This window comes from Leptolyngbya sp. Cla-17, assembly GCF_016807185.1.
Classification (GTDB): Bacteria; Cyanobacteriota; Cyanobacteriia; order Leptolyngbyales; family Leptolyngbyaceae; genus ULC077BIN1.
The window spans coordinates 12902-26201 of sequence record NZ_JAEVYN010000001.1; the positions used below are offsets into that span (position 1 = coordinate 12902).

Below are 13300 nucleotides of genomic sequence, written 5' to 3' on the forward strand. Positions count from 1 at the left end.
CAAGTCATATGAAATCCGGGTGTAAGCTTACTGCATAGAGTTAGCCTAGAAAGTCCTATGCCCAAACGCCTAACCCTTGAGCCTCATCTCAGTTGTGAAGAATTGGAGGAGCGGTATCGTCAAGCGAAAGAGGGGATCGAACGTAGTCAGTACCAAATTCTGTGGCTACTGGCGAAGGACAAGCGGACGGCAGAGGTGCGCGAGGTAACGGGGTATTCGTTGCGCTGGATACGGGTGATAGCCAATCGCTACAATCGAAAGGGAGACGCAAGTGTGGGGGATGGTCGGCAGCACAATTGTGGAGCCGAACCTTTACTCGATGAAGTTCAACAAGCCCAACTCCTGCAAGCGATTGCAACGCCTACGACTGAAAACGGCTTGTGGAATGGACGCAAGGTTGCCGATTGGATGAGTCGAGTGCTGAGCGTCCAGTGTCGCCTCAGCGAGGGTGGGAATACCTCAAGCAGATGGAGTTTCGCCTGCGAGTGCCGCGCCCTGAGCATCAGCAGCAAGACCCGCAAGAACAGGAAGCCTGGAAAAAAAACTGCCCGTGCGAGTAGAGCAGTTGCGTCAGCAGTATCCTCAGGCAGAGATTCAACTCTGGGCAATGGATGAACATCGAATCGGTCTCAAGCCCGTGCTGCGGCGCATCTGGGTGCCTTGGTGGGAAAACCCAATTGCTAAAGTGCAGTGGCGTTATGAGTGGGTCTGGGTCTACGGTTTTGTTCATCCTGCCTCCGGCGAGACGTACTGGTGGATCATGCCCAAAGTCAACATCGACTTGTTCAATCGAGTCTTAGCAGACTTTGCTCAGCATTTTGGATTGGGTCAGCACAAACATGTTTTATTGAGCGTTGACCAAGCGGGTTGGCACACGAGTGACAAGGTAGTATTACCCGAAGGTTTGCACCTGGAATTTCTCCCCCCCTATTCACCTGAGTTACAGCCCGCAGAACGCCTGTGGTCAATTTTGGATGAACCGATTGTAAATCGTATCTTTGAGAAGATTGAAGACCTTGAACAAGTACTTTGTGACCGCTGCTGTGCACTGCTTAAGCAGCACGAATTTATTCGAGGTCTGACTCATTTTCACTGGTGGCAGGAAGCTAATGCTTAACGATAACTACTTAGCCGGATTTCATATCATCTATCGTCGCCTGGCTTTGCTGACCATTTTGCGAGAGAGTCGCAGGGTTAATTCCTCTGATTCCGCCCAGTCTTGCAGCAGCCGGAAAAATAGTTGGCGATCTTCAGCTTTGAGCACTGCGGTTTGATCAGCCGTTTCAATCACATAGGGATAGCCACCGCCGATGATGACTTCGCACCGCACCCAGTCTAAAATTTGCTCCAGCCGTCCACAGTCATAAATCCATTGAGGTAGTTCTAAACGCACGGGTAAACCGTCGTGGGCTTTGAGGTAAGTAAAGCTGATTTGGTCAGCGATCGCTACAGGGTAGTCATGTAAAACACCAGAGCGCCGGCAGGAAAAAAGCGGCGTGCGATCTCCCCACTGCATAAAGGTTCCGAGTAGCGGTGCATCGTGAATCGAAGGAGCATCGGGCAGGTTGAACAGGCGTTGCAGCATGACTGTCAAATCCCGCGCATAGCTGGTGTCAATGTAGCCCACCACGGGCACCTGGTAGTGTTCGCTTGCCTGCAACAGCCGCACAACGCATTTCACATAAAAATCTCGCGTGGTCTGATCAAACGCTTCTGCAAAAGTGACGACCAGGGAACCATCAAAGAATGCCAGACAGGCGCGATCGCCCGCCCGATCTTCCATGTATTGAATGAGTCGCTCCACTTCCATTTCAAATCGGCGCATGTTCACCCGCCGATCCACCGGATCACCGCTGCTACTTGCTTTCAGATCTGCGGGAGTCATCACATCCACGGCAATATCTTTGTCGTAGTGTTTATTAGCAGAATGAAAGTTTTCAAACCAGCCAATTTGGATCAACGCGATCGGAAGAGAGATATCCTTGCCAGGATAAATTTGGGAGCCATCCACTGCAAAGGTGGAAATGTCCGTCAGGCGATCGCGCACCCAGGCATGGCTGTCTTCGCGGCTTTGCCATACCAGCCCAGAGGATTTCACCCAATTACCATCATTGACCAGCGATTCCAAGGGTTCCGCGCCGCGATCGCTGGGAGCACAGTCGCTTAAATCCTTGAGAATCGCATCTTCTGACATATGAGAAGCCTTTGCCAAAGCGACACGATATTTCTGAAAAGCTTGCTGTGCCGTGTGATCAAACCGCTCAAAATCGGCTCGTTTCTCTTTAAGCAGCGCTAAGATTTGAGAAGATTTGAGGGGCATGGTAGAGAAGGGAAGGGGTAGAGGAGTGGATTGGATAGCCCTCTTACTTTAATACACTTGATCTGTTCTATATCTATTTTCGGGTCCTTTTCTGATGTAGCTGTCGGGTTTCATCCAGAATCAACGTGACATCTTCTTCAGACAGATTTTGAACATAGTTAATTTTAATTTCTTCGAGCAGGTCGGTAATCAGAGTTTGCACCTCTTGTAGGTTGCTTTGCTGGGCCTGTTGAATAAAGGAACCGCTTAAATTTTGCATGAGGCGAGCAGCCAATTCGGCGGTTTTGGGGTCATCCAGGGCGGTCTTTAAGGTGTTGTGGATGAGTTGGGTAATATCATGAACCAGATGCTCGGTGATTTGAGCAGGTACAGCGCCAATGCCGGGTATTGCTTGCAATCCTCGATAAGCAGGCGATTGATTCATCACGGTCTCAATGCTGTGGCGCACTAATGCTTCTAAATCGGGCTGAATTTTTGGAAAGATTTGATGCACCATCATTTGCGTCAGATGCGCCGCGATCGCCTCGATCTCGTTGACATTATTCACATCGACATAGCGACGGGAGGTGGCACGCTGTAGCATATTCGTCAGTTCTCCACGGCGAATGGAACCCTGGATTTGGTTAATCACCTGGACAATGATCACCTCTACCATTTCACTCGCGATCGCCGACACAAAACCTTGCCGTGCCCGCGCCTGAATTCGCTCCAGATTAATTAGCTGTGCCTGATGCAACCGGAGGGTAGTTGGCAACACCCGTAATAGTGTCCAAGTGGGAGCAAACAGACTAAACGGTACAAACAGCGGAATATCGTACCATCGCCAAATCATGGCATCTAGCCAGGTCAAGCTAGAATAGCGACGGCTGATGTAGTAAGTGCGCGCCAGAAACTCTAACAAGAATAGGATCACAAACGGAGCATCCAGCAGCCAAAAATTGTTGGTTGGATTGCCGTTCTCATCCACGGTGCGATAGTAATTAGTCTGTATTAAGGGTCGGATGGTTTGAGAAAACCAGGCAATCTCGCTGTTCCAGGTTGTGGGAGAGAGGTAGTTTGGATATCTGGAATTGTTAGTACTCCAAAAAATATTAAAGGCTTCCTTGGTAGACACCTTCGTGTTTGTCCGAGTAGCAACACGATTTCGGATATTGTTTTTAATTTTTTCTAGGGCACCACTTTTGCCGGATGCCGCAAATGGGTTGGTCTCAACCATTTCGGTGCTTAGTTTTTGCAGTTTAGTCAAGGTGGCTTGAACGGCGACATCTTGCAATCCGGCTTCCACTCCCTTTTGGGCAAGTTGGCTTTCAAGCTGGGCAACGGCATCTAAATAGGCTTGGGTGTCTCGGTGTGGCTCGATTCCTTTAACGGGGTCATAGAGGCAGATAACTGCTGACTGCTGAATGGTGCGCGATGGTTGCCCTGTTTCGACTGAGCGATCGCGGCAGATGTTCGTGGGCAGCGGAATATTCAGCTTGAAGTTAGTCAAGGGAATGCCCAGGTTTCCTTGCAGCCAAAAGTTTCGCCATGGCACATAGGTGAGATCGAAGGTGATAAGTGCCAGATTGGTGACTGCTGCGATCGCCATGAATCGCTCAAACCAAAGATTTTTGCGACGTTTTGACAAACCAGGCGAAGAATATTTTTGAAGAGACATGACGAATAACGAGTGGCGAATAACAAGTGGAAATAAAATCTGTTGATTGCGAACTCACGGTACCAATCTCATTCATCATCATGCCTGATCTGCAATCCGCCTACGCAGCTTAATATCAAGTCACTTTCATCGATCGAACATCAAAATTTACTAACGATTTCTCAGTCCTCCGTCAGCTCTAAGATTTGTCCGGGTTTGTTGCAATTCTCACGAGGATTTGAATAAGGAGAGTAAAATTCTCTCGGAGTAAACTAGCGCAGCATGGCTGTTTCTATGCAATATCTTCAATGTAAATGGTGGGAGTTTTCTAGGGCAAATAATTTTGGCTGCGCTGGTGCGATAGCGATGGGTTGTTTAGCTCAGGCTGTTTCGGTTGGGATGCTGGCAAAAACCGCTTTGGCGGAACAAGGCGTTGATTTCAACAGTTCTGCACCGTTACTTGTGGCACAACTGCCAGATCCAAGCCGCACGACTCCCGATCCAAATCGCGATCGCTTGATTCAGCCAGGTGCGACCCCCACTCCGCTGCCGTTGCCCCAAACTCAGCCTACACTTCCGACCCCAACTGCCCCCATCATGCCACCTGCGCCTGATCAGCCAGCGGTGCAAATTTCAGTGAAAACCATTGAGGTGGTTGGCAGCACCGTTTTAAGTCCTAAAAATTGGAATCCAATTATTCAGCCATTGCAGGGGCGATCGGTTAGTTTGAGCGAGTTGCAACAGGCAGCAGATAGCATCACGCAACTGTATCTCGATCGCGGCTACATTACCTCTAGATCGGTGCTGGTTGAGCAAGCTGTAACCGACGGCACAGTCCAAATTCGAGTGATTGAAGGGTCCCTGGAAGCGATCACGGTGGAGGGCAATCAGCGGGTCAAGTCTGCCTATATCCGCAGTCGCATTGGCTTAGGTGCGCAGCCGCCTTTGAACCGCGATCAACTAGAAGATCAACTGCGCTTGTTGAAAGCCGATCCATTATTTACCAATGTGGAAGCCAGCCTGAGACCAGGCACCAACCTGGGGCAGAGCGTGTTGGTTGTGCGCGTGACCGAGGCAAAAGCACTCAGCGGTTTGATTGGCGTGGATAACTACTCACCGCCTAGCGTGGGTTCTGTGCGGTTGGGCGGCTCTCTCGGCTATCGCAATATTACAGGTTATGGAGATGATCTTGGGCTGACGTACTACCGCACGACGGCGGGTGGTGCCGACACGCTCGATCTGGTTTATCGGGTGCCCGTCACGCCCCAAAACAGCACTGTTCAGTTTCGGTTTGCCCCAAACTGGAACCGAATTATTGATCCGGCGTTCAGAGCGTTGGATATTCAAGGCAGTTCTCAGCTCTATGAAATCAGTTTTCGGCATCCAATTATCCGCAATCCGCGTCAAGAGTTGGGATTATCGATCGGGTTTACGGCCCAAAATGGGCAAACCTTCCTGTTTAGTGATATTCCATTTCCCTTTGGGATTGGTCCCGATCAGGAGGGCAATAGCCGCACGCGAGTTCTCAAGCTGGGGCAAGACTATGTGAAGCGTGATCCATTAGGGGCATGGGCACTGCGATCGCAGTTCAGCATCGGGTTGGATATTCTCAACGCTACGATCAATGAGTCGCCTATTCCAGATGGACGGTTTTTTAGCTGGTTGGGACAGGTGCAGCGAGTACAACGCTTTGGCAGCAGCCATCTGGTGATTTTTCAAGCCGATTTGCAGCTTACGCCCGATGCGCTGTTGCCCTCTCAACAGTTTGTGATTGGCGGTGGACAATCGGTGCGTGGCTTTCGGCAAAATGCCCGTTCAGGAGATAACGGCTTCCGGCTCTCGGTTGAAGATCGGATTACTTTTTTGCGCGATGAAGCTGGCAGCCCGATCGCCCAAATTGCCCCTTTTATTGACATGGGCAAAGTCTGGAATAAGTCCTCTAATCCCAATCCTGAAGCCGATCAGCGATTTTTAGCAGGGGCTGGGCTGGGCTTCCTGTGGCAACCCTATCCCGGCCTAAATATCCGCCTGGATTATGCAGCATCGTTTCTGCGTCTGCGCGATCGCGGCAATGATGTCCAAGATTCTGGCTTCTACTTCAGCGTCAACTATCAGTTTTGATCCGTTAACCAGCATCTAGATGGTTAATCTCCGGGTTTGAAGGGCTTTTGAATTTCAAAGGAAACCACGCTGGGGCGGGTTAAGGATTTTGTAGAGGTTGCAGGCGACACCGCTTTAGTTGATTGACTTGGAGCGACCTTTTTGGATGAAGAATCGGTTGCTTTAGAATCCAGGTGATACGGCATTGAAAGCTTGCCATAGTTAGAGGCGATCGCCAAAAACGCACCGCCCAGCACAAAAAATGGCGTTGGCAAGGATGCCTGTTCCACCCACTGCCACAATTCCGCTGCCCCAAATAGCAAGATAAAACTGGTTAGCCAAAGTCGCATGAAGTGACCCAGAGTTTGCACATTCAACTACACCGCAGGATAACGGATCTTTGACAGTTTGGAGCGATCGCTGAGCAAAATTTGATTGCGACTTGCCGCGGCCTCGCTAAACTGATTAAAAATAGATTTGAGTTTTGTGGGTAGATGGACTCGACGCAATTAACGCTTGAACAGGTTCCCGACGGTATTGAGCAGCGCCTTCAAGAACTGCGGCAACTGCTGCAAAATGCCAGCTACGCCTACTATATTTTAGATGCTCCCATTCTTGAAGATCCGGTCTACGACACGCTTTATCACGAACTGATTGCGCTAGAAACTCAGTATCCCTCGTTGATTACGCCCGATAGCCCAACTCAGCGGGTGGGCGAACGTCCCGCCAGCCAATTCACCTCTGTCCGCCACAATATTCCTCTCTACAGCCTAGAAAATGCCTTTGGCAACGGGGATTTAGCAAAGTGGCAGGATCGCTGGCGGCGAGTGGCTTCAGATATTGCAGACTTTGAGTATGTGTGCGAATTGAAAATTGACGGATCGTCGTTATCTCTAACGTATGAGAATGGCGTGTTGGTCAGAGGAGCCACTCGCGGCGATGGCATTTCTGGGGAAGATATTACTCAAAATGTGAAAACGATTCGCTCTATCCCCCTCAAGCTCAACCTGAAAAACCCGCCAACTGTAGTGGAAGTGCGCGGCGAAGCCTTTTTGCCCCTCGACTCGTTTGCCCAAATTAACCAGGAACGCGAACAGGCAGGCGAAGCCTTATTTGCTAATCCTCGCAATGCTGCCGCTGGCACTTTACGGCAATTGGATTCCAAAATTGTTGCTAAACGGAAGCTAGACTTTTTTGCTTATACGCTGCATTTTGGAGTGGAGGGCGCGAGTCTAGGGGCTGAAGACATTGCTTCCAATTCCGACTCCCGGCTCCCGACTCTCTCCAATCAATGGAACGTGCTTCAAAGTTTGAAGCTTCTGGGGTTTCGCGTCAATCCAGAGGGGGCACTTTGCTTGAGTTTGCCAGAGGTTGTTGAGTACTGCGATCGCTGGTCAATTGAGCGCCGTACTCTGCCTTACATGACGGATGGCGTGGTAGTGAAGCTGAACTCGCTGGCAGTACAGGCTCAGTTGGGCTTTACGCAAAAGTTTCCGCGTTGGGCGATCGCGCTCAAATATCCGGCAGAGGAAGCACCCACGGTAGTCGAAAAAATTAGCGTCAATGTAGGGCGGACTGGAGCCGTCACCCCCCTGGCAGAAATGCGCCCGGTGCTATTGGCAGGAACCACGGTCGCACGGGCAACGCTGCACAATCGAGATCGCATTGCCGAACTGGATATTCGCGTCGGGGATACAGTGATCATTCGCAAAGCCGGGGAAATTATCCCAGAAGTGGTGCGGGTTTTGTATGAACTGCGCCCTGAAACCACTGAACCGTTCCAAATGCCGATCAATTGCCCCGAATGTAGCCAACCCCTAGTTAAACCAGAGAAGGAAGCGGTGACGCGCTGCATCAATGCATCCTGTCCGGCGATCATCCGGGGAGCTTTAGAGCATTGGGCAGCCCGCGATGCCATGGATATTAACGGACTCGGCGAAAAATGGGTGCTGCAATTTGTCGATACGGGCTTAGTGCAATCCGTTGCTGATTTATACGACATCACCGTTGAGCAACTGATGTCGTTGGAGCGGATGGGGCAAAAGTCGGCGGAGAAATTGGTCAGCGCGATCGCTGCTTCTAAACAGCAGCCCTGGTCACGAGTGCTTTATGGATTAGGTATTCGTCATGTGGGCAGCGTCAATGCACAAGTGCTAACCCAGCAGTTCACCAGCGTGGAAGCCTTGTCTGAAGCGACGGTAGACGCGATCGCTTCCGTTTATGGCATCGGCAGTGAAATTGCCCAATCTGTTCACCAATGGTTTCAAAACCCCGCCAACCGTCATCTGATTGATCGCCTGCAAACCGCCGGAATCCAATTCCACTCCGCACTCCGCACGTCGGACGACTCTCGGCTTCCAACTCCTTTTGTCGGCAAGACCTTCGTTATCACTGGAACCCTGCCCACCCTCAAACGCGACGAAGCTGAAGCCTTGATCCAACAGGCAGGAGGCAAGGTGACAGGATCAGTGAGCAAAAAAACGAGCTACGTGGTAGTAGGCGAAGAAGCAGGCTCCAAGCTGAAGAAAGCCCAATCCCTTGGTGTAGCTTTGCTATCAGAATCAGAACTGCTAGAGTTACTCAACCCAATCCAATCATAGAACGGCTGTTTTGAAGATTAGAAGATGAAAGAAATTGAATTGTTCGGAGTTGGGGCTTTTTGCTTAATTGGTTTTCGCGGAATTGGTTTCAGGTAGCGTTAGAAAACTTGAGTTAGCCATCATGTGAGTGTCTCATCCAAATGCTCAATGATCGCCTGATAAAAATTAAGAACATGATGATCTTGCAAGCGATAGAATACATGCCGCCCCTGCTTGCGAAAACTAACTAAACGAATCGTGCGGAGTGTTCTCAATTGATGGGATACGGCTGATTCATTCATTTCTAGGGCGATCGCTAGATCACCAACACACATTTCCTTAGCTGCCAGTTTGGAGAGAATTCGTAACCGATTTGTATCGGCTAAAAAACCAAAAAATTCCGACATGCGTTGTGCTTGCTCAACCGTCAATGTTTCAGTTTGAGCGAGATCAGCAGGGTCAGAGTGATCAGGATGGGGAAGCTCACAACAGAAATCTTCCCCATCCTCAAAATTTTCGGTAATGATTTCAGTCAGATTGTCTGGCATCGATAAATCGCATTGGACGTGATCTAAGTGTTGCAGGTACAGCCGGTATGTCCACAGCCTTCACCTGCCGGATGACCATTTGCGCAGGCTTCACCACAATAGGACTTACCGTCTTTTGTCACGGCATCTGATAGCGAAACTACACACAGACAAGATTCGCAGGCACATTTCATTTGACTAACAGTAGACATAAATCACCTCTTTTCAATTATATAAACAGCTTAACGTATGAATATATATTCATGTGTTTGCGAATAAGAATCTTTATACTTGCCAGGTGGTGGAATATAATACGCAATCTTATGAGGACGCAAGTAAGATTGCAAAGAATATCAAAAGTCTTGTGCAACCCCACGAAGTTTTGCTGGTTGTGGATGCGATGACGGGGCAAGAAGCCGCTAACCTGACTCGTACCTAAAATCAAAATATCTGATGGAAGGTGAGGGGAGATATACGGAAAGTTTCTGCATAATCAATAGTTGGGCTGCTTTCAGCTCTTGGCTGGGACAGTGTACAAAGAGCACTTGTTGGGTGTCAAAAGTTAAATCGCTTCAATCTATCTATGAAGCGATTAACTAAGCTCAAATAAGCGGAGCAGCGAGCTTGAGATTTAGAAATTGGGTCTATGCAAAAAAGTCTTCAGCATTGTGGCAAGCGAATTTCTGTTGTAGGAACTACGGGCTCTGGGAAAACGACTTTAGCGCAACAAGTCGCTCAGCACTTCCAGATTCCTTACATCGAGCTAGACGCACTATACTGGGAGCCGAATTGGACAGCCCCTCCGCCTCAAGTATTTCGGGATCGAGTAACCGAGGCTTTGAGTCGTGATTGCTGGGTTGTGGATGGCAACTACAGTGCAGTTCGTAACATCGTTTGGAGTCGAGCTGAGACAATTGTGTTTCTGGATTACTCTTTCTGGCTAATTATGGGGCGACTCTTGCGGCGAACATTGCGACGATCTCTTAAACAAGAAGAACTTTGGAATGGCAATCGTGAAGATATTAGGAAATCGTTCTTCAGTCAGGAATCTATCTTGCTATGGATGTTGCAAACCTATCAACGAAATCGTAAAAAGTATCCTGTACTATTTCAGCAACAGGAATACGCCCATCTATCTGTCGTCCATTTGCAATCTCCACAAATTACAAATGAATGGTTGTCGAGTCTGCAATAGCCCTAGCGGTGCAGACAGCAGCCCAACACTTTATTGGAGCGGACAACCGAGAGATCTGAGTGCTTAGTTCAGGGGTATTTACTGCCGCTCAACTGTGCCGTTGGGCTGGTTAGGTTAATTCTAGATATTAGCGGCAGTCTATCTACATGCACTCAAAGTTTTGAAAATTTACAAGTAAAGAGCGATCGCACTTCCCAATGCAATCAAATAGCGATCACGCTTCTCTTTCATAAGTTGACGCGATCGCAGCAGAATTTCCCGTACAGAATCATGATTCACCATCAGACCCGGTAGCGGGGACTGGAATAGCAATCAGCGTTTCGATTTTTTCGTTTTGATCCAGGTCAAGGATGAGATCGCCTGCCGTATCTCGTCCTTGCATTGGCACCGCCGCTAGATCGAGGCGCACCATGCGGTCTTGGTTCGTGAGCAGTATCACCTCAGTTTCAGAGCGCACAGCAGCCAGTCCAGCTAGGGCATCGGTTTTTATCTTGAATTGCATTCCATAGGCACCCAATTCGCCTGGAGTAGACAGGCGCAACATTGCAATCGGCATCCGTTTGGCATAGCCTCTTTCGGTCGTCAGCAGTAAGACTCCACCTTGAGAAGCGGTTGCCGCACCGACCAATCGTTCTCGCTTGCCCAATCGCATTACCAATTGCCCTTGAGCCGTGCGGCTTTGCATCGGTAGATAATCGTCATTTACTTCCACACGCACCATCCTACCGCTGGATGCGGCTATCACCAGTTGTTCACCGGGTTGAGCGATCGTGATGCTGGCAATTTGATCGGCTTCTTTTAACTTGAGGGCAGTTAAACCTCTGCCAGTCAAGCCAACAAAGTCTTCTAAGGGTAACCGCTTGACCCGCCCCTGTTGAGTGACAATCAGCAGGTTCTTGCCTTCGCGGTCATCCGGCAGAATAAAACTACCCACAACTCCAGCCGGATCGTTCTGGGCAGCAGCAGGCAATAGCGTAATCAAAGGGGCACCTTTAGAACGTGCTGTCGCTTGTGGAACATCTTCTACTCGTGTGACGTAAGCTTTGCCGCTGCGAGTCAGCGCTATCAACTCCTTGGCAGTAGTCGTGAACTGGGTTTGTACCGTAAAATCGTCCAGTTCAATCAAAGTGACAGAAGATGTATCTCCAGTGCGATTGCGAGATTGCCGTTGAAACACTTTAGGGGTGATGCGTCTGACATAGCCACGCTGAGTCAGTTCCAGTACGGTTTCTGTAACTTCGGTTTCTTCTAGGGAGGCATAAGAAGTCGGGAGTGAGGACTCAGGAGTTGGAGATTTTTTTCCGGCAGAGTCTCGGCTTTTAACTTCTACTGGTTCTTCTGTTGGTGCCTGATTGCCGATCGCCAAGATTTTTGTGCGGCGTGGATCACCAAATTTTTTCTTCAACGATCGCAAATCTTTTTTCAGAGATTTCAGCAATTCGTGGCGATCACCTAACAGCGTTTGCAATCCTGCCATTTCGGCGGTCAGTTCCTTCGCTTCGGTTTGCAATTTTTCTCGCTCAATCCCAGTGAGGCGGCGCAGCGGCATGGCGAGAATGGCATCTGATTGGCGATCGCTAAGGTTCAATCGCTGCTGAAACTCAGCTTTTGCCGTACTGCCATCCGGCGCACTGCGAAGAATATCGATCACTGCATCCAGATTTTCGAGCGCAGTCAGTAGCCCTTGCAAGATGTGGTGACGGTTTTCGGCTTCCGTCAGTTGATGCTGATAGCGGCGCGTCAGAGTTTCTTCCCGAAAGGCTATGAAACACTGGAGCATATCCCGCAGCGGCATTTGGCGAGGCAAGCCATGATCCAATGCCAGCATTGTGATGCCAAAGTTGCTCTGAAGGGCAGTTTGACGATAGAGCGCGTTGAGAACTCTTTGCGGATTGGTATCTCGCTTCAGTTCAATCACCACCCGAATGCCATCGCGATCGCTCTCATCGCGCAAGTCAGCAATGCCCTCTAGCTTTCCCTGGTTAACCAAGTCTGCCATCTTCTCGATCCAACCCGCCTTGTTCACCTGAAACGGCAGTTCTGTGACGATGATTGCAGTGCGGCGATTCCGTCCGCGTCCAAAGGGAACCTCTTCAAACCGCGATACGCCGCGCACGGGCACACTGCCTTTACCAGTGGTGTAGGCTTCCCAAATGCCTTGCGTGTCAATAATTTCACCGCCCGTGGGAAAGTCCGGTCCAGGAATCAGTTGCACCAGTTTTTCATCGGGCAACGTGGGGTTGTCAATCAGGGCAATCAGTCCGTCTACGACTTCTCCCAGGTTATGGGGTGGAATATTGGTTGCCATGCCGACGGCAATGCCTGAACTGCCATTCAGCAGCAACATGGGCAACTGCGCAGGCAGCACCGTGGGTTCTTGCTGTGAATTGTCAAAGTTGCCGATGAAATCAACAGTGGCATCGCCAATCTCGGTGAGCAATGCCTCGTTGCCAATTGGCGCTAGCCGCGTTTCGGTATAGCGCATGGCGGCGGGTGGATCGTCATCTACAGAACCAAAGTTGCCATGACCGCCCAGCAATGGATAACGGCTGGAAAACTCTTGCACCAAGCGAACCAAGGCATCGTAAACCGATTGATCGCCGTGGGGATGATATTTGCCCAACACATCCCCCACAACCCGCGCACATTTGCGGTAGGGGCGATCGGGGACTAACCCCAATTCATGCATAGCGTATAAAATGCGACGATGCACGGGTTTGAGTCCATCACGCACATCTGGCAACGCCCGTCCGACGATGACACTCATGGCATATTCGAGATAGGACTGTTGCATTTCGGTATGCAAGGCAGTCGCAATCACCTGTCCACCAGAAAACACATCTAATTGTTTAGCCATGAGCTTTTCCTACTATCTGCACTTCTCACGCACGTTGTGTAATCTAGAACTGACACCATTTAGCATAATGGCAACTTGAGGACTCA

Annotated in this window: 10 protein-coding genes and 1 pseudogene; 5 read left to right on the forward strand and 6 right to left on the reverse strand. The window is 49.8% G+C overall.

From position 1 onward, the window contains the following. Positions 1-57: 57 nt before the first annotated feature. Positions 58-1117, forward strand: a pseudogene (locus JOY44_RS00080) (IS630 family transposase). A gap of 30 nt (positions 1118-1147) precedes the next feature. Here JOY44_RS00080 and JOY44_RS00085 read toward each other — a convergent pair. Then, positions 1148-2320 (reverse strand): DNA double-strand break repair nuclease NurA, encoded by a 1173-nt coding sequence (locus JOY44_RS00085; protein WP_171571775.1) that lies wholly within the window; start codon positions 2318-2320, stop codon positions 1148-1150. Positions 2321-2393: 73 nt separating this feature from the next. Beyond that, a complete protein-coding gene (locus JOY44_RS00090) occupies positions 2394-3977 on the reverse strand; it encodes a hypothetical protein (protein ID WP_171571777.1) in 1584 nt (527 codons plus the stop codon). Between the two features lie 261 nt (positions 3978-4238). Here JOY44_RS00090 and JOY44_RS00095 point away from each other — a divergent pair, with 261 nt between their 5' ends. Next, on the forward strand, positions 4239-6077 hold the full coding sequence (locus JOY44_RS00095; protein ID WP_197984836.1) for a ShlB/FhaC/HecB family hemolysin secretion/activation protein: 1839 nt from the start codon (positions 4239-4241) through the stop codon (positions 6075-6077). Positions 6078-6100: 23 nt separating this feature from the next. On the opposite strand, the gene JOY44_RS00100 is transcribed toward JOY44_RS00095, so the two are convergent. Next, the gene (locus JOY44_RS00100; protein ID WP_171571778.1) at positions 6101-6406 is read right to left on the reverse strand and encodes a hypothetical protein; all 306 of its coding nucleotides are present in this window, start codon (positions 6404-6406) and stop codon (positions 6101-6103) included. A 144-nt stretch (positions 6407-6550) separates the two neighbouring features. On the opposite strand from JOY44_RS00100, the gene ligA reads away from it, so the two are divergent. After that, positions 6551-8656 (forward strand): NAD-dependent DNA ligase LigA, encoded by a 2106-nt coding sequence (gene ligA / locus JOY44_RS00105; RefSeq protein ID WP_171571780.1) that lies wholly within the window; start codon positions 6551-6553, stop codon positions 8654-8656. A gap of 119 nt (positions 8657-8775) precedes the next feature. Here the strand turns inward: ligA and JOY44_RS00110 are convergent, their stop codons facing one another. Together JOY44_RS00110 and JOY44_RS00115 are read right to left on the reverse strand one after the other, a co-directional pair. Further along, entirely contained in the window at positions 8776-9183 is a 408-nt protein-coding gene (locus tag JOY44_RS00110) for an ArsR/SmtB family transcription factor (RefSeq protein ID WP_171571782.1), read from the reverse strand. 23 nt (positions 9184-9206) lie between these two features. Further along, on the reverse strand, positions 9207-9374 hold the full coding sequence (locus JOY44_RS00115) for a metallothionein (RefSeq protein WP_171571784.1): 168 nt from the start codon (positions 9372-9374) through the stop codon (positions 9207-9209). A gap of 89 nt (positions 9375-9463) precedes the next feature. On the opposite strand from JOY44_RS00115, the gene JOY44_RS00120 reads away from it, so the two are divergent. Further along, positions 9464-9601, forward strand: coding sequence for a hypothetical protein (locus JOY44_RS00120; RefSeq protein ID WP_203032012.1), 138 nt, complete (start codon positions 9464-9466; stop codon positions 9599-9601). A 207-nt stretch (positions 9602-9808) separates the two neighbouring features. Beyond that, entirely contained in the window at positions 9809-10357 is a 549-nt protein-coding gene (locus JOY44_RS00125; RefSeq protein ID WP_171571786.1) for an AAA family ATPase, read from the forward strand. Positions 10358-10625: 268 nt separating this feature from the next. Here JOY44_RS00125 and JOY44_RS00130 read toward each other — a convergent pair whose 3' ends face one another. Continuing rightward, entirely contained in the window at positions 10626-13214 is a 2589-nt protein-coding gene (locus JOY44_RS00130) for a DNA topoisomerase (ATP-hydrolyzing) subunit A (RefSeq protein WP_171571788.1), read from the reverse strand. Positions 13215-13300 lie beyond the last annotated feature (86 nt).